Below are 21,188 nucleotides of genomic sequence, written 5' to 3'. Positions count from 1 at the left end.
ATGTATCTGTTTCGTCTGGCCATGGCCAGCCTGGCCAACCGCCGCTTCACCGCCCTGCTCACCGCGTTCGCCATTGCCCTGTCGGTGTGCCTGTTGCTCGCGGTCGAGCGCGTGCGCACCGAGGCCAAAGCCAGTTTCGCCAGCACCATCAGCGGCACCGACCTGATCGTCGGCGCTCGCTCCGGTTCGGTGAACCTGCTGCTGTACTCGGTGTTCCGCATCGGCAACGCGACCAACAACATTCGTTGGGACAGCTTCGAACATTTCGCCAGCAACCCGAAAGTGAAGTGGGCGATCCCGATGTCCCTCGGCGACTCCCATCGCGGCTACCGGGTGATGGGCACCACCCAAGCCTATTTCGAGCATTACCAGTACGGTCGCCAGCAGCATCTGGTACTGGCCGACGGCCGTGCCTTCGCCACCGACCCGTTCGAAGTGGTGCTCGGCGCCGAAGTCGCCGAAGCGCTGCATTACAAGCTCGGCGACCAACTGGTGCTGGCCCACGGCGTGGCGGCGATCAGTCTGGTCAAGCACGATGACAAACCGTTCACCGTGGTCGGCATTCTCAAGCGCACCGGCACGCCGGTAGATCGCACGCTGCACATCAGCCTCGGCGGCATGGAGGCGATTCACATAGACTGGCACAACGGCGTACCGGCGCGCGGCAACGGCCGGATCACGGCGGAACAGGCACGCAACATGGACCTGACGCCACAGGCGATCACCGCGTTCATGCTCGGCCTCAACAGCAAGATTTCCACCTTCGCCCTGCAACGCGAGATCAACGAATTCCGTGGCGAACCCATGCTGGCGATCCTCCCGGGCGTGGCCTTGCAGGAGCTGTGGAGCCTGATGAGCACCGCTGAAAAGGCACTGTTCGTGGTCTCGCTGTTCGTGGTGCTGACCGGGTTGATCGGCATGCTCACGGCGATTCTCACCAGCCTTAACGAGCGGCGCCGTGAGATGGCGATTTTGCGTTCGGTCGGTGCACGACCGTGGCACATCGCAAGTCTGCTGGTGCTGGAAGCTTTCGCTCTGGCACTGACCGGCGTAATCGCCGGACTGGCGTTGCTGTACCTCGGCATCGCCGCCGCGCAGGGTTACGTACAGGCCAATTACGGGCTGTATCTGCCGCTGGCGTGGCCGAGCGAGTATGAATGGACGCTGCTCGGTGGCATTCTGGCGGCCGCGCTGCTGATGGGCAGCGTGCCGGCCTGGCGCGCGTATCGCCAATCCCTGGCCGATGGCCTGTCGATCCGTTTATGAGGATGTTCACCATGCCCCGCGCTGTGCTTGCGCTGCTGTTGCTGGTTGCCCTGCCCGTGTGGGCAGCGGCGCCGAAAGACCTGACTTGGTCGGAGATGATCCCGCCGGACGCCGCGCCGGAAGTGCCGAACATGACGCCGTTGCACGACCTGTCGAAGATGGGCGACGCGCTCTCGGCCGAGTCGACGCCGGCGGCGAAACAGGACATGCCCAACGCGCCGGTGGTGCAGAGTCTCGACGGGCAGAACATCCGCCTGCCGGGCTACATCGTGCCGCTGGAAGTCAATGAAGAAGGACGCACTACGGAGTTTCTGCTGGTGCCTTACTTCGGCGCCTGCATCCACGTGCCGCCACCGCCGTCGAACCAGATCGTGCATGTGAAAAGCGAGCTGGGCGTGAAGCTCGACGAGCTGTATCAGCCGTACTGGGTCGAGGGGCCATTGCAGGTCAAGGCGTCCACCAGCGAACTGGCGGATGCCGGGTATCAGATGGCGGCGGACAAGATTTATGTGTATGAGCTGCCGGAGTAATTCCGGCACTTCTGTGATGTTTTTAATGGCCCCTTCGCTGGCAAGCCAGCTCCCACAGTGATCGAGTCGTTCACCCATTTTTTGAACACCAACGAAACCTGTGAGAGCTGGCTTGCCAGCGAAGGGGCCGGCCAAGGTTCCACAAAAAACCGGGGCATCACTGTTTCATTGAGCTGAGTCAAAAGACCGTATCAGACGGATTCGTACCATAGGACATCAGACATTTTTAACGTCCTTTTGGAGCTCCCATGAACAAGTCCTTGCTCAGCGCCTCGCTGTTTGCAGTCGCGCTCGCAGCCCCGCTCGCCCACGCCCACGAAGCCGGTGACATCATCGTTCGCGCCGGTGCGATCACCGTCAACCCGAAGGCCGACAGCTCCAGCGTCAAAGTCGATCAGGGTCCGTTGAGCGGCACCAACCTGGGCGGCAAGGCGACCATGAGCAGCGACACCCAACTGGGTCTGAACTTCGCCTACATGCTGACCAACAACATCGGGATCGAGTTGCTGGCGGCCTCGCCGTTCGAGCATGACGTGAAGATCAAAGGCACCGCGCTGCCAGCGGCCAACGGCAAACTCGGCACCCTGAAACACCTGCCGCCCACCCTCAGCGTCGTGTACTACCCGCTGGATGCGAAATCGCCATTCCAGCCGTACATCGGCGGCGGCATCAACTACACCTGGATCTACGACGAGCACGTCGGCAGCGAAGCCCAGTCCAACGGCTTCAGCAACTTCAAGGCAAAAAACTCCTGGGGCCTGGCCTGGCAGGTCGGCGCCGACTACATGCTGACCGACAACATCATGCTCAACGCCCAGGTGCGCTACATCGACATCGATACTCGCGCCACCGTCGAGAACAACGCCGTGGCACCGGGTACCCGGGCCAAGGTGAATGTTGATGTCGATCCGTTTGTGTACATGGTGGGTCTGGGCTACAAGTTCTAAGCAACATTCGAACATTCGCGTGGTGGTGAATGCGGGCTAATGTGGCGAGGGAGCTTGCTCCCGCTGGGCTGCGAAGCAGCCCTGAACAAGGCAAAAGCGGTGCTTCAGAAAAACCGCGTTGACTGAATTTGCGACTGCTGCGCAGTCGAGCGGGAGCGAGCTCCCTCGCCACAGGGATTGCACAAGCGTCAAAGCGATACCCCGCCCACAAAAAAGGCGCCTGCAAAGGCGCCTTTTTTGTTTTTTCGATTTAGCGTCCCAGCAACCGCGCCAGCCCCACACGCATCGGCGTCGGCTCTGGCAGCTTGAAACGTTGCAGCAAACGCGCGTTGTTCGCCCGCGAATGACGGATGTCGCCGGCGCGCGCCGGGCCATAGCTGACCGGTGGCAGTTCACCGACCACTTCCTGCAGCGTTTGCAACATCTGCTTGAGGTTCATCGCCTGATTCCAGCCGACGTTCATCGCGCCCACTTCCACTTCAGGCTTGTCGATTGCCTGCACCAGCACGTCGACCAGATCCTCGACATAGAGGAAATCGCGGGTCTGCTCACCATCGCCGAACACGGTGATCGGCAGACCTTTCTGCGCCCGCTCGCTGAAGATGCTGATGACCCCGGAATACGGCGAGGACGGATCCTGGCGTGGGCCGAAGATGTTGAAGAAGCGGAAGATCACCGGCTCCAGACCATGCTGGCGACGGTAGAAATCGAAGTAGTGCTCGCCGGCCAGTTTGTCCGAGGCATACGGGGTCAGCGGGGCCTTTGGCGTGTCCTCGTCAATCGACTCGCCTTCGCCATTGTTGCCGTACACCGCTGCGCTCGACGCGTAGAGCACACGCTTGACCCCGGCCTGGCGCATGGCTTCGCAGACATTCAGGGTGCCGATGAAGTTGCTCTGATGCGTCTTCACCGGATCGTCCACCGACGCCTGCACCGAAGCGACTGCCGCCAGATGCGCAACGGCGCTGCAGCCTTGCGTGGCCTGCACGACCAGCGCGGCATCGGCGACGTCACCGACGATCAGTTCGACCTTCGGGTTGTCCAGCGGCAGGTTGCTGCGTTTGCCAGTCGACAGATCATCGAGAATCCGCACCGAATGGCCGGTGGCGAGCAATGCATCCGTCAGGTGCGAGCCGATGAAACCGGCGCCGCCGGTGATTAAAACAGGGCCTTCAGCCATGACGATAAAACCTATCCAGTAAAGCCGGGAGTGCGGCGCGCCAGGCGCGGGGCTTGATCCCGAAAGTGTGCAGAATTTTCTTGCAGGCGAGGACCGCGTGTTGCGGTTCCTCGGCGGCGTCCGGCCGCGCGGCGTGGGCCTGAGCGGTCGGTGCTTCGATTGCCAGCGGATGCAGGCTGCGCGCTTCGGTCAGAATCGCCTGACCGAGCGCCAGCGGCGTGGTCGCTTCGTGGCCGGCGTAATGGTAAGTGCCCCACAGCGGCGCCGCGCAGTCGAGTTGCTTGAGCACCGAAATGATCACCCGTGCGGCGTCATCGACCGGAGTCGGATTGCCCCGGCGGTCATCGGCCATGAGCAATTCGTCCGGTTGTTCGGCGCGGGCGAGGAAGCGCCCGAGGGTGCCTTCAGGGCTGTCATCGAGCAGCCAGCCGAAGCGCAGCAACACGTGTTGCGGGCAAGTGGCGCGAACACTTTGCTCGATGCGCCACAGCGCCTGACCGCGCAGGCCCAACGGCACCGGCTCGTCTTTTTCGCTGTAGGCGGTCGCCCGCGAACCGTCGAACACCCGATAGCTGGAAGGCTGCACGAGGATGATGTTGTGGTGCTGGCACAGCTCGGCCAGCCGTTCTATGGCGCGTTCCTGCCCGGCCAGACGGCTTTCGCTGACGGTCTCGGCCTGGAACCAGTCGAAATAGTAGGCGAGGTTGATCAACGCATCCGGACGGGTATCGTCGAGCAGTTGCGTCAGGCTCGCGGCATCCCAGCCGTCTTCTGGCGGGCGGGGGGCGAGGAAACCGATGTCTTCTTCCGCACCGAGGCGAATCAGCGCCTGCCCAAGGGCATTTCCGCCGCCCAGTAACATAAGGCGCATTCGCATAGAGTCAGCAGGCCCAGTCTGATTGGAACGATGGCTTTAGCGACGGTGCGGGTGACACCGTCATCGATAATTGCCGGAATCGTTGCATTTTGCGGGTTTAGTGCGCAACCGTCACCCGTAAAGTGTAGATCGCCGGGAATTGTGCTGAATCAACTGGCCCCATCGCTGGCAAGCCAGCGCCCACAGGGTTCAGTGTTGATTGCCAAACTGTTGAACAACAACAATCACTGTGGGAGCTGGCTTGCCAGCGATGAGGCCCTGATGAACAGCGCAGCTCCCCAGCGGTACTTGCATCTTGTCGCCCCCACCCGCATAACTTGAGCATGAATCTGCCCATCCCCAAGGACGCCGCCCTGGCTGGCTTTCACCCCGCCGTCAGCGCCTGGTTCAGCAGCACCTTCCCGTCGGTCACCGCCGCCCAGGCCCGCGCATGGCCATTGATCCGCCAGCGCCGCTCGACGCTGATCGCCGCGCCCACCGGCTCCGGTAAAACCCTCACCGCGTTTCTCGCGGTGCTCGACGACCTCGTCCACCGTGGCCTGGAAAACCCCGACGGCCTGCCCGACGAAACCCTGGTGGTCTACGTTTCACCGCTCAAAGCGCTGTCCAACGACATCCGCATCAACCTGCAAAATCCGCTGGCCGGAATCACTGAGCAGCTGCGCCAGATGGGCCTGGCCGAATTGCAAATCACCACCGCCGTACGCACCGGCGACACTCCACAGAAAGATCGCGTCGCCATGCGCAAGAGCGCGCCGCACATCTTGGTGACCACCCCGGAATCGCTGTACGTGCTGCTTGGCTCCGAGTCCGGACGCAAAATGCTCGGCAGCACGCGCACGGTGATCATCGACGAGATTCACTCCATCGCTGCCGGCAAACGTGGCAGTCATCTGGCGCTGAGCCTCGAACGCCTGCAGGCGCTGTGTGCCGAACCCTTGACCCGCATCGGCTTGTCCGCCACGCAAAAGCCGATTGATGCCGTGGCACGATTTCTGGTCGGCACCGATCGCCCCTGCGAGATCATCGACATCGGCCACGCCCGGCCACGGGATCTGGGCATCGAAGTGCCGCCAGTGCCGTTGTCGGCAGTGATGGCCAACGACGTTTGGGAACTGGTTTATGACCGGCTCGCCGAGTTGGCCCGCGAACACCGCACCACGCTGATTTTCGTCAATACCCGGCGCCTCGCCGAACGCCTGAGCCGACACCTCAGCGAACGCCTGGGCAAACACGCCGTCGCCGCGCACCACGGCAGCCTGGCCAAGGAATTCCGCCTCGACGCCGAACAGCGGCTCAAGCGCGGCGAGCTACAAGTTCTGATCGCCACGGCTTCGCTGGAATTGGGCATCGATATCGGCGAAGTCGATCTGGTCTGCCAAATATCCTCGCCGCGTTCGATTGCCGGGTTTCTGCAAAGAGTCGGTCGCTCCGGGCACCAGGTCGGCGGCACACCCAAGGGCCGCTTGTTCGCCACCACCCGCGACGACCTGATCGAGTGCGCCGCCCTGCTCGACTGCGTGCGCCGTTGCGAACTCGACACCCTGCACATCCCCGAAGCGCCGCTGGATGTACTGGCGCAGCAGATCATCGCCGAAGTCAGTTGCCGGGAATGGGCGGAAGACGCGCTGCTGGCGCTGTTCCGCCAAGCCTCGCCCTACCGCGATCTCGACGAAAAACACTATCAGGCGCTGCTGACCATGCTCGCCGAAGGCTACAACGGTCGTCAGGGCATCCGCAGCGCCTACCTGCACCGCGACGCCGTCAGCCGCACGCTACGCGGCCGCCGTGGCGCGCAACTGACCGCCGTGACCAGTGGCGGCACCATTCCCGACAATGCCGACTACAGCGTGTTGCTCGAGCCGCAGGGCCTGAACATCGGCAGCGTCAATGAAGACTTCGCCGTGGAAAGCATCGCCGGTGATGTGTTCCAGCTCGGCAATACCTCCTACCGCATCCTGCGGGTGGAAACCGGCAAGGTGCGCGTCGAGGATGCCCAGGGCCAGCCGCCGACCATTCCGTTCTGGCTCGGCGAAGCCCCGGGGCGCAGCGATGAATTGTCGGCGGCGGTGGCGCGCTTGCAAGCGACCCTCGATGAACTGCTTGGCGTCCGCCCCGGCGATCTGCAACCGGCGCTCGACTGGTTGACCGCAACCCTCGGCCTGAACCGTGCCAGCGCCGAACAACTGGTGGAGTATCTCGCCCGCGCTCGCCTGACCCTCGGCGCCCTGCCCTCGCAGGACACGCTGCTGATGGAGCGGTTTTTCGATGAGTCCGGCGGTACTCAGTTGATCATCCATTCACCGTTCGGCAGCCGCATCAACCGCGCCTGGGGCCTGGCCTTGCGCAAGCGTTTCTGCCGCACGTTCAACTTCGAGTTGCAGGCTGCCGCCAGTGAGGACGCGATCGTCCTGTCGCTGTCCACCAGCCACAGTTTCGAACTGGATGATGTCTGGCGGTACCTGCACAGCAACAGCGCCGAGCACATCCTGATTCAGGCGATTCTCGACGCGCCGCTGTTCGGCGTGCGCTGGCGCTGGAATGCCGGCGTGGCCCTGGCGTTGCCGCGTTTTACCGGCGGGCGCAAAGTCGCGCCGCAGTTGCAGCGGATGAAAAGCGAAGACCTGATCGCCAGCGTGTTCCCCGATCAGATCGCCTGCCTGGAAAACCTCGCCGGCGAGCGGGAGGTTCCCGAGCATCCGCTGGTGGAACAGACCCTCGACGATTGCCTGCACGAGGCCATGGACAGCGCCGGCTGGCTCACGCTGCTGCGGCGCATGGAGCGTGGCGAGGTGCGGTTGATCAGTCGCGATCTGCCGGCACCATCGCCGCTGGCGGCGGAAATTCTCAGCGCGCGGCCGTACAGTTTTCTCGACGATGCACCGCTGGAAGAACGCCGCACCCAAGCGGTGATCAACCGACGCTGGAGCGATCCGCAATCCACCGATGATCTCGGGGCACTCGACGCCGACGCCATCAACGCGGTGCGCGAGCAAGCGTGGCCGACGCCGGCCAACGTCGATGAAATGCACGAGGCGCTGATGAGCCTGGCGTGCGTCAGCGACCTTGAAGTTCAGGCTGGCGAACACTGGCGCGAATGGCTTGACGCGCTGACTGCGAGCGGTCGCGCCTGCCGCTTGGCCGTTCCGCCAGTAACGGCAAGAGAAAAGCTTCGCGAGCCTGCTCGCGAAGACAGCCTCACAGTCACTACTCATCCGCAGCCTGGCTCGTTGTGGCTGGCGCGAGAGCGCCTGAAGTGTCTGCAAGCGCTTTATCCACAGGCCAAGTTGCAACCGCCGCAAGCAGCGCTGCCCGGGTTCGATGATATCTGGACGGTCGATGACGCATTGATCGAAGTGATCCGCGCCCGACTCGGCGCCTTCGGTCCGCTGCCGTTAGCCGCCATTGCCGAACCACTCGCGTTGCCGATACCGCAGGTCAATCAGGCCCTCGCGCAACTGGAGCGAGAAGGCTATGTGTTGCGCGGGCATTTCACCCCGGGCGTAGCCGTTGAGGAGTGGTGCGAACGGCATCTGCTGGCGCGCATTCATCGCTACACGGTCAAGCGTCTGCGCCGGGAAATCGAGCCGGTGGCGTTGCAGGATTTCATGCGCTTTCTGTTCGACTGGCAGCACCTGTCCCCTGCTACGCGCGGTCAGGGCCACGCGGTGCTGCCGGCAATTATCGGCCAGTTCGAAGGTTACCCGGCAGCGGCTTCGGCGTGGGACAGCGACCTTCTCCCGGCGCGCCTGAAAGACTATTCGCCGAGCTGGCTTGATGAGCTGTGTCGCAACGGCAAACTGGTGTGGACGCGCCTCAGCGCCCGACAGAAAGTCAGCGGCACGGCGTTGCGCAGTACGCCGATTGTGCTGCTGCCGCGCAGTCAGGTCGGCTTGTGGAGTGGACTGGCCGAGCAGACGCCGGTCAGCGAATTGTCGCCGAAAACGCAAAAGGTTTATGAGGCGCTGAGTCAGCACGGCGCGCTGTTTTTCGATGAGCTGATTCACGAGGCGCATCTGCTGCGCACCGAGCTGGAAATCGCCTTGCAGGAACTGGTCGGCGCCGGCCTGGTAAACGCCGACAGCTTCGCCGGCTTGCGCGCCTTGATCACCCCGGCGAGCAAGCGCCAGCAACGCAGCAGTCGACGCGGACGCGGGGCGTTTGTCGGTGGTATGGACGATGCCGGACGCTGGGCGTTGTTGCGCCGCGGGCCACGGCTGGAAAGCGCTCAGATGGCCTCACCGGAAACCCTCGAACATGTCGCCATGACGTTGCTGCGCCGCTATGGCGTGGTGTTCTGGCGCCTGCTGGAGCGCGAAGCGGATTGGCTGCCGAGCTGGCGCGAATTACTGCGCACGTTTCATCGGCTGGAGGCACGTGGCGAGATTCGTGGCGGACGCTTTGTCAGTGGTCTGGCGGGGGAACAGTTTGCCTTGCCCGAGGCGATTCCGTTGCTGCGCGAAGTGCGCCGCCGGGCACATGACGGCAGTTTGATCGCGGTGTGCGGGGTGGATCCATTGAACCTGGCGGGGACATTGTTACCGGGAGCGAAGGTGCCAGCGTTGGTGAGTAATCGGTTGGTGTATCGGGATGGTCTGCCGGTGGCGGCGGAGATTGCCGGCAAGCAGGTTTTCTGGAGTGAGCTGGATCAGATGGCCATGGAGCAGGTGCGCAGCAAGCTGATCCGGCATTGATGTCAACAGTTCCGGCCCTTTCGCGAGCAAGCTCGCTCCCACAGGGGATCTGCGTCGTTCACAAATCCAATGTGGGAGCGGGCCTGCCCGCGAAGAGGCCGGCAATCCCAGCACAAAATCCGGCGGTCAGGTACTCGACCGTTGTGGCGCCTCGCTCGCCACCAACTCCCCCTCACCCTGCCGCCTGGGCAACAAAACCTGCTGTGGATAAGTCTGCGCGAAATGCACCTCGGCGCTGTTATCCACAAGCTTTTTCAAACGCTGATTGAACGCCCGGCTCACCGCATACTGCCCGCCCGACACGGTACGGAATTGCGCGGTCAGCACAACGCCGTTCAAGTCCATTCTGTCCACGCCAAATACATCCAGCGGCCCTTGCAGGTTGTACTTGAGGAACGGGTCTTCGCGAATTGAATCACCGGTCTGGCGGATCAGTTCGATGGCCTTGTCGACATCGGTGTCGTAGGTGAACTGCACCGAGAAAAACGCGAAGGCAAACTGGCGTGATTGGTTGGTGACTGCCTTGATCTGACCGAACGGGACCGAGTGCACAAATCCCTTGCCGTCGCGCAGGCGCAGGGTGCGAATGGTCAGGCCTTCTACCGTGCCGGCATGCCCGGAATCGAGCACCACCCAGTCGCCGATCGACAGCGTGTCTTCAATGATGATGAACAGCCCGGTGATCACATCCTGCACCAGTTGTTGCGAGCCGAAACCGATGGCCAGACCGACCACCCCGGCACCCGCCAACAGTGGTGCGACGTTGATGCCGAGGTTGGCCATGGTGGTGATCGCGCAGATCACCACCAGGATGATTTTGATTGCGTTGCGCAGCAGCGGCAGGATGGTTTTCACCCGGGTGCTGGGCTGGCGCGACGAGCGTTTGCTGACCGGTGGTTTCAGCGCTTCCTGAATCGCCGTGTCGAGCACCACCCACAACAGCCAGGTGACGAGGAAGATCAGGCCGATGCTGCTCAACGCATTGCTGATCGCCCGGCCGACGGTGCTGCTCTGGGCAAAATCGAGCAGCGAAACGCCCCAGATCCGCCCGAGAATATCGATGAAGGCGATCGCAATGACGATCCGCAGCAAGGCGTGCAACAGGCTGAGAAAGCGTTCCTTGTAGGCGCTGCTGCGCTGAATCGCTTCGGCTTTGCGCGACTTGAACAGGTGCTGGAGGATGGTGCTGAGGAACACCGTGCCGATCAGCAACACCGTGGTGAACAACGCGCAGCGCAGAGCCTTTTGATTGTCCTCGCCGATACCGATCAGATTGACCGCCGAGACCAGCACCATCAACACAATCGGCCAGTACCAGAGCCCGGAAAAAATCCGCAGTGACTCCTGCAACGACGGCTGCTTCAGGCGCTGGGCCAGCGGCCGGTTGCGGATCAGATGTGCCACCGGCCGGCGCAGACGAATCACCAGCAGACCGAAGATGATCGAGGCGATCAGCCCGGTGAACACCGCGACGCTGCTGGTGATGTTGCCGCCCAACTGACGGGCGATCTGCGGGCTGGTCAACGCGTCACTGAGGGCCGCGAGGAAGCCGATCAGGAACAGCGGTTTCGGGCAGTAGTCGCGGATGATCCGCGCGGCAGGCCGTTTGTGCCCGACGTTGAACATCACCACCACACACAACAACATTGAGGTGGAGAAAATACCGCTGCTGGTGGCATACGCCAGACACAGCGCCAGCGCCCGACCGACCGAGGCCTGCAGAAAGTGGCTGACGTACAGTGTCAGCGGCAGGCAGATCAGCGCTGGCACTGTGTACGGCAGCAAGTAACCCACCAGGTCCTGACTGCGCTGGCGGGTGCGCAGCCAACGGCCCTGACTCAGCCGCTTGGCCAGCAGGCTGCCGAGCACCGTGAGCAGCGCGAAGGCGCCAAGCCACACGCCGGACAACATCAGGAAATCCCCGGCGACGCTCCAGCCGGACCGGTTCGACGGCTGGTTGACCAGTTTGTCGACCTCGTCCGCCGCACGGTCGGCACGCAGGCGCCAGGCATCGACCAAATGTTCATTGAGATCGAGTTTGTCTTGCACGTCGTCGATGCTCGAACTGATCGCGCCGAGCAGACCGCCCTGCACAATCGGCTCGGGTTTGGCCGGCTCTTCAGCGGCAACCGGAACCCCCGGCAGCGCGGCGGCTTCGAGTTCGCTGGCGCCGAGAAACAGTAGCGCTCCCAGCAGAATGGCGATCCTGAACTTGATCAAAACTGCGATCCCTCTTGGCTGAACCTGTAAGGAACTGATCGGTAATTGTCAGGCAAGTTCAAGAGCACCCTCACCCCAGCCCTCTCCCCGAGGGAGAGGGAGCCGACCGAGTTGTGCTCTCGAGCTACATCGACCTGAAATATCCAGCCGAACTCAATATTGAGTGCAACCGAGATCAGCTCCCTTCCCCCTCGCCCCTTTGGGGGAGAGGTTTGGGGTGAGGGGGAGCGCTTTTGACCTTTGCGTCCAAGGCAAATATCAAATGCCCAATCCCGTATTTTTCCGCACACATCAAACCCCGACACTGCGCTCCATTCAAACCTCTACCGGAGTGCTGTCATGCCCATTGCCTTGCTCGCGCTGACCCTCAGCGCATTCGCCATCGGGACGACCGAATTCGTCATCGTTGGCCTGCTCCCCACCATCGGCGCCGATCTTGGCGTCAGCCTGCCGTCCGCCGGGCTGCTGGTCAGTCTGTATGCGCTGGGCGTTGCCATTGGCGCGCCGGTGCTGACCGCCCTCACCGGCAAAGTCCCGCGCAAACTGTTGCTGTTGTCGCTGATGGTGCTGTTCACCCTCGGCAACCTGCTGGCCTGGCTGGCGCCCAGTTATGAATCACTGGTGCTGGCGCGGATCGTCACGGGCCTGGCGCACGGGGTGTTCTTTTCCATCGGCTCGACCATCGCCACCAGCCTGGTGCCCAAGGAAAAAGCCGCCAGCGCGATTGCGATCATGTTCACCGGCCTCACCGTGGCGCTGGTCACCGGCGTACCGCTGGGCACGTTCATCGGCCAGCATTTCGGCTGGCGTGAAACCTTCCTCGCGGTCTCGGCGCTGGGTGTGATCGCCTTCATCGGCAGCCTGCTGTATGTGCCGAACAACATCGCCCACAGCAAACCGGCGTCGCTGTTGCAACAACTGCAAGTGCTGAAACAACCGCGCCTGCTGCTGGTGTACGCCATGACCGCGATCGGTTACGGCGGCTCGTTCATCGCCTTCACCTTCCTGGCGCCGATCCTGCAGGACCTCTCCGGCTTCAGCGCCGGCACCGTCAGCCTGGTGCTGCTGGTGTACGGCGTCTCGGTGGCGGCCGGCAACATCTGGGGCGGTAAAATGGCGGACAAGCGTGGGCCGATCAGCGCCCTGAAAATCATCTTCGCCCTGCTCGCCGCCGTGCTGTTCGTACTGACCTTTATCGCCAGCAACCCATGGCTGGCGCTGGCCACGGTGCTGGTGTGGGGCGCGGTGGCGTTCGGCAATGTGCCGGGGCTGCAAGTGTACGTGGTGCGTCAGGCTGAACATCACACGCCGCAGGCGGTGGACGTGGCGTCGGGGCTGAACATCGCGGCGTTCAACCTGGGGATTGCCGGTGGCGCATGGGGCGGCGGGCTGATCGTCGAACACCTTGGCCTGATTCACACAGCATGGATCGCCGGGCTGGTGGTGTTGGTGGCACTCGCGCTGACGGCGTGGAGCGGGCGACTGGATCGCCTTGGTCCGACCTATGCCGAAAGCACTACACGAGTCGTCACCGGTCACTGATCAAATAGCTGTCTCAATGATATCCCCCTGTAGGAGCTGCCGAAGGCTGCGATCTTTTGATCTTGAAAAGCAACATCAAAGATCGCAGCCTTCGGAAGCTCCTACAGACTACCGTCCGTAACGCCACCGAAACTTTCCCGAACCGCCCACAGTCATCAACAGACACAGGCTGTATGAGGACTGACGACGGGAGGGGATGCATGGCAACGATTCACATCGGTATTTCCGGCTGGCGCTACGCTCCGTGGCGCGGGGATTTCTACCCGAAGGGACTGGCCCAGAAGCACGAACTGCAATTCGCATCACGGGCGGTCAACAGCATCGAAATCAATGGATCGTTCTACGCCCTGCAACGGCCCGAACGTTATGCGCAGTGGTACAGCGAAACGCCGGACGACTTCGTCTTCAGCGTCAAGGCGCCGCGCTTCATCACTCACGTGCGCCGCTTGCGCGAGATCGAAAAACCGCTGGCGAATTTCTTCGCCTCCGGGGTGCTGGAGCTCAAGGAAAAGCTCGGGCCGATCCTCTGGCAGTTTCCGCCGAACTTCAAATTCGACCCCGAGCGCTTCGAACACTTCCTTTCCTTGTTGCCCCACGATACCGAGGCGGCCGCCGCCCTCGCCCGTCAGCACGACGCGCACCTGCACGGCCACGCCAGCCTGAAAGCCTGGCGCAAAAAACCGCTGCGCCATGCCGTCGAAATTCGCAACGACAGCTTCATCGATCCCGACTTCGTGCGCTTGTTGAAACGCTACAACACCGCCCTGGTGATCGCCGACACCGCCGGCAAATGGCCGTATCGCGAAGACCTTACCAGCGACTTCGTCTACCTGCGCCTGCATGGCGCCGAAGAGCTGTACGCCAGCGGCTACAGCGAATCGGCGCTGCAGAACTGGGCCAAACGCATCGACGCCTGGCACCACGGTCAACAGCCCGGCAATGCGCACCTGATCGCGCCACGCCTCAAGCCCCGGGCGCGCAAGTCCCGCGAAGTGTTCTGCTATTTCGACAACGACATCAAAGTCCGCGCGCCCTACGACGCGCGCCGGTTGCTCCACTGTTTTGAGCTGGATAAAACACTCGCCACCGCCCCCGGCGAACCCGCTGCCGAAGGGGTGCTGACATGAGTATTCCAGAGCCGGTCGGGTTCACCGACGAGCAGACCCGTGTCGAAGCCTCGGTGCGCCGTTTCACCGTGCTGACGGTCAACACCCACAAGGGTTTCACCGCGCTCAATCGACGCTTCATCCTCCCGGAGTTGCGCGAAGCCGTGCGCAGCGTGGCCGCCGACGTGGTGTTTCTGCAGGAAGTCCACGGCACCCATGAACATCATCCCAAGCGCTACAGCAACTGGCCGACGATGCCGCAGTACGAGTTCCTCGCCGACAGCCTGTGGCCGCAATTCGCCTACGGACGCAACGCGGTGTACCCGGAGGGCGATCACGGCAATGCGCTGCTGTCGAAATTCCAGATCATCCGCCACGACAACCTCGACGTGTCGATCAGCGGCCATGAGAACCGTGGCGTGTTGCATTGCGTGCTGCGCCTGCCGGGCGATGGCGTCGAGGTGCATGCGATCTGCGTGCATCTGGGCCTGCGCGAAAGCCATCGCAATGCGCAACTGAAGCTGCTCGGCGAGCGCATCGCGCAACTGCCGGCTGATGCGCCAGTGATTGTCGCCGGTGACTTCAATGACTGGCGCCAGCGCGCCGATGCGCTGCTCGAACCCTGCGGCTTGCGCGAAGTGTTCGCCGAACATCACGGCAAACCGGCGCGCAGTTTTCCGGCACGTCTGCCGATCCTGCGCCTGGACCGCATATACGTACGTAACCTCAAGGCCAGCCAGCCAAACGTGTTGACAACACGGCCCTGGTCACACCTTTCCGACCACGCCCCGTTATCGGTGGAGATCGAACTATGAGCAGCGCACCGCTGGAGAAATCCGCCGTGGAACCGATCAGCATCAACCCGCCGGTACGCGAGCCCGGGCATGTCGATGTCGAGTACAGCTGGCAGGGCAACAACCGCGTCGAATTGCTGGAAAACGGCGAGGAATATTTCCCCCGGGTGTTCGACGCCATGCGTGCGGCGAAGAGTGAGATTCTGCTGGAGACCTTCATCGTTTTCGAAGACAAGGTCGGCGCAGAGTTGCAGCAGATCCTGATCGACGCCGCCCGGCGCGGCGTGCGCACCACCGTCAGCCTCGACGGTTTCGGCTGTGGTGAGTTGACCACCGGTTATCTCGCGGCATTGAGCGACGCCGGCGTGCACTTGCAGATGTTTGATCCGGCGCCCAAGCACCTGGGTTTTCGCACCAACTGGTTCCGCCGTCTGCACCGCAAGATCGTGGTGGTCGACGGACTGATCGCGTTCATTGGCGGGATCAACTTTTCCGGCGATCACCTGGCCGACTTCGGCCCCGAAGCGAAACAGGATTACGCGGTACAGGTTCAAGGGCCGGCGGTCGCTGACATCCATCATTTCGCCCTGCTGCAAAGTGGTCGGCCGGGCCGCGCACGCTTCTGGTGGCAACGTCGGCGCCAACGTCGGGCAGACATGGCTTTCAACGATCACGACGGTCAGGTGCGCCTGGTGTTTCGTGATAACGATCAGCACCACACCGACATCGAAGACGTGTACTTGCACGCATTGCGCCGGGCCAAACGCCGGGTGGTGATCGCCAACGCCTACTTCTTCCCCGGCTATCGCCTGCTGCGCGAGATCCGCAACGCGGCGCGCCGTGGCGTCGAGGTGCGGCTGATCCTGCAAGGTCAACCGGACATGCTGGTGGCGAAACTGGCGGCTCGCATGACCTACGACTACCTGCTCAAGGCCGGGGTGCAGATCCACGAATATTGCCAGCGCCCGCTGCACGGCAAAGTCGCCTTGGTGGATGAGGAATGGAGCACGGTCGGTTCGAGCAATCTCGACCCGTTGAGCCTGTCACTGAACCTGGAAGCCAATGTGTTGATCCGCGATCGCACGTTCAATCAGCACTTGTTCCAGCGTCTAGAAGACCTGAGCCACAACCACTGCAAGGCGATGGACCCGAGCAAGGTGCCACGCGGACGGATCTGGCACATGACCGTGGGGTTTCTGGTGTTCCACTTCCTGCGGCATTTCCCGGCGATGGCCGGTTGGCTGCCGGCGCACAAACCACGGCTCAAGCCGTTTCGGGGGCACATGTCATGAGCCATTCCCCAGCGCAAGCAGCGCCCGCCGTGCATTCTCGATGGAGTCGCTGGAAACGCCCACTGACGCTGCTGTTCTTCCTCGCGTTGATCGTGTTGCTGACGATGTTTGCCACCCGCATCGAATGGGCGGAAGTGCTGCAGACCCTGGCCGACTTCAAGGTGCGCACACTGCTCATCGCCGCCGGCGTGACCCTGTTGAGCTTTCTCACCTACGCCAGCTTCGACCTGATAGGGCGCACCTACATTCGCCAGGACCTGACCTGGAAACAGATCCTCCCGGTGGGGATCATCAGCTATGCGTTCAACCTCAATCTCAGCGCCTGGGTCGGCGGAATCGCCATGCGCTATCGGCTGTATTCGCGCCTGGGGGTGAGCAAAGGCAACATCGCCAAGATTCTCGGTTTGAGCCTGGCCACCAACTGGTTCGGCTACATGACGATCGCCGGCGCGGTGTTCAGCAGTGGCCTGGTGAGCATGCCGCCGGGCTGGAAAATCAGCAGCGATGCGCTGCAGTGCATTGGCGTGCTGTTGCTGCTGCTAAGTGCCGGTTACCTCGCCGCGTGCCAGTTCTCCAAGCGCCGCGAGTGGTCGATTCGCGGGGTGGAAATCAACTTGCCGTCCCTGCGCATGGCCGTTCTGCAACTGCTGCTGGGTGCGCTGAACTGGTCGTTGATGGCGGCGGTGATTTTCACCTTGCTGCCGGGCAAGCTGGATTATCCATTGGTGCTTGGCGTGCTGTTGATCAGTGCGATTGCCGGGGTCATCACGCACATTCCGGCGGGGCTCGGGGTTCTGGAAGCGGTGTTCGTCGCGCTGCTGCAGCACGAAGTTTCGCGGGGCAGTCTGGTGGCGGGATTGCTGGCGTATCGGGCGATTTATTTTCTTTTGCCGTTGTTGATCACCGTGGTGATGTACCTGCTGGTCGAGGCCAAGGCGAAGGCGTTGCGGATCGAGAAGAAGCCCTAGTCATCCTTCGCCACAGGGGGATGTGCTCAGCCGGACTGAATGATGCTCAACCGCTCCCCGACCACCATCTCGGTAATCCAGTCCACCAGAATCGAGGTGTAGGCCTGCTGCGAAACCGGGTCGCTCAGCGCATGGTCAGCACCGTCGATTATCCGGTGCGTCAGCGAATGCGTCTGCTGACACGCGGCGCGATAACTCATGATCGTGGCGTGGGGCACGTAGTCATCGGTTTCCGATTCCACCAACAACACATCCCCGGTGAACTGCGAACAGGCGTGCAAGGCGCGGTTACTGTCGGCACGCACCAGCGTCGCCCGATAGTCGCGCAGATCAGCCTTGTCCAGATCACGCTTGGGCGTATGCCATTGTTCGTCGCGATACAGCGCCGGCACCCGCAACGCCAGCCAGCGCACCGGGCGCAATGAGGTGAGAATCGACGCGAGATAGCCGCCATAACTGGTGCCGACTACCGCAATCGCCGAGGTGTCGAGCGCCGGATGCGCCAACAGGCGATCGTAGGCCGCGAGCAAGTCACGCAGGTTGTCTTCGCGCGTGACCCGGGTCAGCGGAATGCCGGTGCCACCGGTGTGTCCGCGCAGGTCGAAGGTCAGGCACACACAACCCAGCCCGGCGATGCCCTTGGCGCGTTCCAGATCACGCTCCTGGCTGCCACCCCAGCCGTGCACAAACAACACGCCGGGGACTTTCGATTTGGGACTGAGAAACGTCCCGCTCATCTGTTCGTCATCAATGTCGATCTGAATGCTTTCGCTTCTAGCCGTCATAGGATTTGACCGTTACGTATTTGAGGAGAAAGTCGCTGTTCTCGGCCGGGCCGCGATAGATTTCGATGGCGTCCGCCGGCAGGCTTTGATCACCGTAGGTTTCTACGGTCGAGACACGGATCGCCCGCATCTGCGGAGCGTTGACGAAGCTCTGCAGCGCTGCCAGTTCAGCGCTGCTGGCACCGCCCATACGCCAGGATTGTTCGAGCACACCGCTGCGCGGTTTGCCATTGCTGTCCAGGCCTTGAGCGATGTCGTAGTTGCGCCGCGAGGCGTAGAAATCTGGATAAGCCTCATCCGCCGCCCGGTCGAAAATCTGCGCCTGCTTGATGGCCAGTCGCACGTCATCCGGCAAGTCCAGCGCCAGCAGATCTTCGTAGCCGCCCTGCACTACCAACAGATTCGAACCACCATAGACGTCTTCGCCATGGGCATCCTTGGTCAAGTATTGATCACCGCAGTAGCTCAGCACTTTGTCGCCGATGAATGACTGGCCGACGCTGTGGGTGACGACCTTGCTCAAGTCCTGCTCCAGCACCACGCCATCGCGAAACAACGCTGCTGCATCCACTCGAGCGAGGACCTCGTCGAACGCGTCGAGGCTGTTGATAACTTCCTGACCGCGACCGGCACAAGCGTGAATCGGCTTGAGGCGAATGGGGCCGCTGTACAGCAAGTGCTCGGCGGCGGGCCGCGCGTCTTTCAGGGCAAACACGGTCAAGCCATCGAGCACCACGTCGCGCACTCGCTCGCAGAACTGCGGCGCCCAGCCTTGCGGCGCGTAGGCCAGATGGCTGCGCAGGCCGTGACTGATGGCTTTGGTGCAGATGAAATCGTGTTCGACGAATCCGCCCCATAAATCATCCGCGCTTTTGATGCCCAAGGCCTGTGCCTGTCCGGCGCCGACAATGGTTTGCGTCGGCAGCCAGTACAGATCACGGCCGCGGTGTTGTTCCGGGACGTAGCTGCCAGCAAATCTGAGCCCGAGAATCTGCGCCAGCCAACGGGCCAGCGCCTTGTTGGTCTGCACTTCATGGTGTGGCGCGCCAGCGCGCACCGAGTGCGCGACGACGATTTTTCTGCCTGGCGTCGGGGTCATGCGTCCCCCTTGCAGCGGATGGGTGAATGGAGTGATGAACGGTGCAGAGATCAGGCCAATCGGGGGGCTGTGGAAAACTTCGGTGAATCAAATGCTTGCCGAAAACGTGATGGCATCAGGCCCGTTTCAATCTGCACGACCGGGCGCCAGGGCCCGGTAATTTGCACGATTTCAGCAGCCCCAGATTTCAATGTGGGTGGGGGCTTGCTCCCACTGGTCATGGCGCGTCTGGACTATCCCGAGACACCAAACCGCGCCCGATAATCACTTGGCGTCAGCCCGGTGATTTTCTTGAAGATCGCGCGAAACGCTCCCGGGTCCTGATAGCCCACCGTCCATGCAATGTGGTCGATGGTGCCATTGGTGAATTCGAGCAGTTCTCGCGCCTTGCCAACCCGCAGATGCTGGCAATATTCGGTGGGTTTCAACCCGGTCGCGGCACGGAAACGACGCAGAAACGTGCGCTCCTCCAGCCCCGCCCGCTCTGCCATCGAGGTCAGCGAAACATCAGTGGCGCCGGTGCTTTGCAGCCAATGCTGAACCTTGAGAATCGCCGCGTCACCATGACTGAGGATCGGTGCAAAATTGCTCCCGCAGGCACTGGCGCTGTCGCTGTGCTCCATCACCAGAAAGCGCGCGGTGCCGCTGGCGATGCTCGGCCCGAGCAGCCGGTCGACCAGGCGCAAACCCAGCTCCGACCAGGCCATCAGCCCGGCAGTGGTGATCAAGTCGCCGTCATCGACAATCGGCGTATCCGCCTTGAGCCGGATGTTCGGATAACGCTCGGCAAACGCCTTGGCCGAGGTCCAGTGCGTGGTGGCGCTACGCCCGTCGAGCAGGCCGCTTTCGGCCAGCAGCATCGACCCCACACAGACACCGCCGAGGGTTGCACCACGGGCATGCTGATCACGTAGCCATTGCAACCATTGCGCTGAAACGCTGGCCGCAGAAAAGCTGCCGAGGGACGGTGGAATCAGCACTGCCAGCAAATGACTGTCAGCGCCGGGATGACTGTCGTACACCCGCTGCGGCGTCTGCCCGGCGTCGGCTTTCCAGTGACTGACGCGCAGCACCGGTAACTGCGCCGCCTGACGCTCGGCAGCTATCCGGTTGGCGACCGCAAACAGATCGTTCAGCCCATGCACCGCCGCCAGTTGTACGCCGGGGTACATCAGTACGCCCAGTTCCACCGTGGCGGCCCTTTCTGCGCCCATGTCAGTTTTCCCCTGCTTATTGTCGGTCCGGCCAATCCTCGAAACGTCGGCCAGCGCCAATACTGAATCCACTTCCAGCCCATGCATCGAGGACACACCCATGACCAGACAAGCGCTCATCGTAGTCGATATCCAGAACGACTACTTCCCCCAAGGCAAGTGGCCGCTGGTGGGGGCTGAAGCCGCCGCCGACAACGCCGCACGACTGCTCGCCGCTTTCCGCGAAGCGGGCGATCCGGTGGTGCACATTCGCCACGAATTCACTTCGGCCGACGCACCGTTTTTCACCCCGGGCTCGGACGGTGCAAAACTGCATCCCAAAGTACTCAATCGCCCGGACGAACCGGTGGTGCTCAAGCACTTCGTCAATTCGTTCCGGGAGACCGATCTGCAATCGATTCTCGATGAACAAGGCATCAGGGATCTGGTGATTGTCGGCAGCATGAGCCACATGTGCATCGACGGCATCAGCCGTGCGGCGGCGGACCTGGGCTACGGCGTCACGGTAATCCACGACGCCTGCGCCTGCCGTGACCTGGAATTCAACGGGGTCACGGTGCCTGCCGCTCAGGTCCACGCGGCATTCATGTCGGCACTGGGTTTCGCTTACGCCAGCGTGGTCTCGGCCGAGGAGTTTCTGGAGCGCTGATCCATCACGAAACACTCGGTAAAAA

General features: G+C 62.3%; 16 protein-coding genes. 10 read left to right on the top strand and 6 right to left on the bottom strand.

Going from position 1 to position 21,188, the window contains the following annotated elements; translation table 11 throughout:
• The 3 genes from OC71_RS25340 (at window position 1) to OC71_RS25330 (ending at window position 2,743) form a co-directional block, all read left to right on the top strand.
• On the top strand, window positions 1-1,266 hold the full coding sequence (locus tag OC71_RS25340; RefSeq protein WP_041074489.1) for an FtsX-like permease family protein: 1,266 nt from the start codon (window positions 1-3) through the stop codon (window positions 1,264-1,266).
• 11 nt (window positions 1,267-1,277) lie between these two features.
• On the top strand, window positions 1,278-1,796 hold the full coding sequence (locus OC71_RS25335; protein WP_041074541.1) for a DUF3299 domain-containing protein: 519 nt from the start codon (window positions 1,278-1,280) through the stop codon (window positions 1,794-1,796).
• Between the two features lie 248 nt (window positions 1,797-2,044).
• Window positions 2,045-2,743 carry an OmpW family protein gene (locus OC71_RS25330; RefSeq protein ID WP_041074487.1) on the top strand — a complete coding sequence of 233 codons (699 nt, stop codon included), beginning with the start codon at window positions 2,045-2,047 and terminating at the stop codon, window positions 2,741-2,743.
• A 250-nt stretch (window positions 2,744-2,993) separates the two neighbouring features.
• On the opposite strand, the gene OC71_RS25325 is transcribed toward OC71_RS25330, so the two are convergent.
• Window positions 2,994-3,923, bottom strand: a complete 930-nt coding sequence (locus OC71_RS25325; RefSeq protein WP_041074485.1) for an NAD-dependent epimerase/dehydratase family protein — start codon at window positions 3,921-3,923, stop codon at window positions 2,994-2,996.
• A complete protein-coding gene (locus OC71_RS25320) occupies window positions 3,916-4,800 on the bottom strand; it encodes a sugar nucleotide-binding protein (protein ID WP_041074483.1) in 885 nt (294 codons plus the stop codon). Before OC71_RS25320 ends, OC71_RS25325 begins: the two co-directional genes overlap by 8 nt.
• Before the next feature lie 323 nt (window positions 4,801-5,123).
• Here OC71_RS25320 and OC71_RS25315 point away from each other — a divergent pair, with 323 nt between their 5' ends.
• A complete protein-coding gene (locus tag OC71_RS25315) occupies window positions 5,124-9,494 on the top strand; it encodes a DEAD/DEAH box helicase (protein ID WP_041074481.1) in 4,371 nt (1,456 codons plus the stop codon).
• 126 nt (window positions 9,495-9,620) lie between these two features.
• On the opposite strand, the gene OC71_RS25310 is transcribed toward OC71_RS25315, so the two are convergent.
• Entirely contained in the window at window positions 9,621-11,714 is a 2,094-nt protein-coding gene (locus OC71_RS25310) for a mechanosensitive ion channel family protein (RefSeq protein WP_041074479.1), read from the bottom strand.
• Window positions 11,715-12,053: 339 nt separating this feature from the next.
• On the opposite strand from OC71_RS25310, the gene OC71_RS25305 reads away from it, so the two are divergent.
• From OC71_RS25305 to OC71_RS25285, 5 genes are all read left to right on the top strand, one after another.
• Window positions 12,054-13,256, top strand: coding sequence for an MFS transporter (locus OC71_RS25305; RefSeq protein ID WP_041074477.1), 1,203 nt, complete (start codon window positions 12,054-12,056; stop codon window positions 13,254-13,256).
• A gap of 200 nt (window positions 13,257-13,456) precedes the next feature.
• Window positions 13,457-14,383 carry a DUF72 domain-containing protein gene (locus OC71_RS25300; protein WP_041074475.1) on the top strand — a complete coding sequence of 309 codons (927 nt, stop codon included), beginning with the start codon at window positions 13,457-13,459 and terminating at the stop codon, window positions 14,381-14,383.
• Window positions 14,380-15,177, top strand: coding sequence for an endonuclease/exonuclease/phosphatase family protein (locus tag OC71_RS25295; protein WP_041074473.1), 798 nt, complete (start codon window positions 14,380-14,382; stop codon window positions 15,175-15,177). The genes OC71_RS25300 and OC71_RS25295 overlap by 4 nt, the downstream gene beginning before the upstream one ends.
• Window positions 15,174-16,448, top strand: coding sequence for a cardiolipin synthase ClsB (gene clsB, locus OC71_RS25290; RefSeq protein ID WP_041074471.1), 1,275 nt, complete (start codon window positions 15,174-15,176; stop codon window positions 16,446-16,448). The genes OC71_RS25295 and clsB overlap by 4 nt, the downstream gene beginning before the upstream one ends.
• Entirely contained in the window at window positions 16,445-17,416 is a 972-nt protein-coding gene (locus OC71_RS25285; RefSeq protein WP_041074469.1) for a lysylphosphatidylglycerol synthase domain-containing protein, read from the top strand. The genes clsB and OC71_RS25285 overlap by 4 nt, the downstream gene beginning before the upstream one ends.
• A gap of 26 nt (window positions 17,417-17,442) precedes the next feature.
• Here the strand turns inward: OC71_RS25285 and OC71_RS25280 are convergent, their stop codons facing one another.
• The 3 genes from OC71_RS25280 to OC71_RS25270 all read right to left on the bottom strand — a co-directional run bounded on the left by OC71_RS25280 (window position 17,443) and on the right by OC71_RS25270 (window position 20,514).
• Window positions 17,443-18,201: a S9 family peptidase gene (locus tag OC71_RS25280; protein WP_041074467.1), complete on the bottom strand. Its 759-nt coding sequence runs from the start codon at window positions 18,199-18,201 to the stop codon at window positions 17,443-17,445.
• A complete protein-coding gene (locus tag OC71_RS25275) occupies window positions 18,191-19,300 on the bottom strand; it encodes a DUF3182 family protein (RefSeq protein ID WP_041074465.1) in 1,110 nt (369 codons plus the stop codon). Before OC71_RS25275 ends, OC71_RS25280 begins: the two co-directional genes overlap by 11 nt.
• A 233-nt stretch (window positions 19,301-19,533) precedes the next feature.
• On the bottom strand, window positions 19,534-20,514 hold the full coding sequence (locus OC71_RS25270) for a GlxA family transcriptional regulator (protein WP_041074539.1): 981 nt from the start codon (window positions 20,512-20,514) through the stop codon (window positions 19,534-19,536).
• Between the two features lie 100 nt (window positions 20,515-20,614).
• Between OC71_RS25270 and OC71_RS25265 the strand changes: the two genes are divergently transcribed.
• Window positions 20,615-21,163, top strand: a complete 549-nt coding sequence (locus OC71_RS25265) for a cysteine hydrolase family protein (protein WP_041074463.1) — start codon at window positions 20,615-20,617, stop codon at window positions 21,161-21,163.
• Window positions 21,164-21,188 lie beyond the last annotated feature (25 nt).

Origin of the sequence: Pseudomonas sp. W15Feb9B, from assembly GCF_000828175.1 — a bacterium.
Classification (GTDB): domain Bacteria; phylum Pseudomonadota; class Gammaproteobacteria; order Pseudomonadales; family Pseudomonadaceae; genus Aquipseudomonas; species Aquipseudomonas parakoreensis.
This window is presented reverse-complemented; position numbering and strand designations above follow the sequence as displayed.

Excerpts from the sequence above, each read along its gene's own strand:
- OC71_RS25340 (WP_041074489.1), top strand. The coding sequence starts at position 1 with ATGTATCTGTTTCGTCTGGCCATGGCCAGCCTGGCCAACCGCCGCTTC.
- OC71_RS25335 (WP_041074541.1), top strand. The coding sequence starts at position 1,278 with ATGCCCCGCGCTGTGCTTGCGCTGCTGTTGCTGGTTGCCCTGCCCGTG.
- OC71_RS25330 (WP_041074487.1), top strand. The coding sequence starts at position 2,045 with ATGAACAAGTCCTTGCTCAGCGCCTCGCTGTTTGCAGTCGCGCTCGCA.
- OC71_RS25325 (WP_041074485.1), bottom strand. The coding sequence starts at position 3,923 with ATGGCTGAAGGCCCTGTTTTAATCACCGGCGGCGCCGGTTTCATCGGC.
- OC71_RS25320 (WP_041074483.1), bottom strand. The coding sequence starts at position 4,800 with ATGCGAATGCGCCTTATGTTACTGGGCGGCGGAAATGCCCTTGGGCAG.
- OC71_RS25315 (WP_041074481.1), top strand. The coding sequence starts at position 5,124 with ATGAATCTGCCCATCCCCAAGGACGCCGCCCTGGCTGGCTTTCACCCC.
- OC71_RS25305 (WP_041074477.1), top strand. The coding sequence starts at position 12,054 with ATGCCCATTGCCTTGCTCGCGCTGACCCTCAGCGCATTCGCCATCGGG.
- OC71_RS25300 (WP_041074475.1), top strand. The coding sequence starts at position 13,457 with ATGGCAACGATTCACATCGGTATTTCCGGCTGGCGCTACGCTCCGTGG.
- OC71_RS25295 (WP_041074473.1), top strand. The coding sequence starts at position 14,380 with ATGAGTATTCCAGAGCCGGTCGGGTTCACCGACGAGCAGACCCGTGTC.
- clsB (WP_041074471.1), top strand. The coding sequence starts at position 15,174 with ATGAGCAGCGCACCGCTGGAGAAATCCGCCGTGGAACCGATCAGCATC.
- OC71_RS25285 (WP_041074469.1), top strand. The coding sequence starts at position 16,445 with ATGAGCCATTCCCCAGCGCAAGCAGCGCCCGCCGTGCATTCTCGATGG.
- OC71_RS25280 (WP_041074467.1), bottom strand. The coding sequence starts at position 18,201 with ATGACGGCTAGAAGCGAAAGCATTCAGATCGACATTGATGACGAACAG.
- OC71_RS25275 (WP_041074465.1), bottom strand. The coding sequence starts at position 19,300 with ATGACCCCGACGCCAGGCAGAAAAATCGTCGTCGCGCACTCGGTGCGC.
- OC71_RS25270 (WP_041074539.1), bottom strand. The coding sequence starts at position 20,514 with ATGGGCGCAGAAAGGGCCGCCACGGTGGAACTGGGCGTACTGATGTAC.
- OC71_RS25265 (WP_041074463.1), top strand. The coding sequence starts at position 20,615 with ATGACCAGACAAGCGCTCATCGTAGTCGATATCCAGAACGACTACTTC.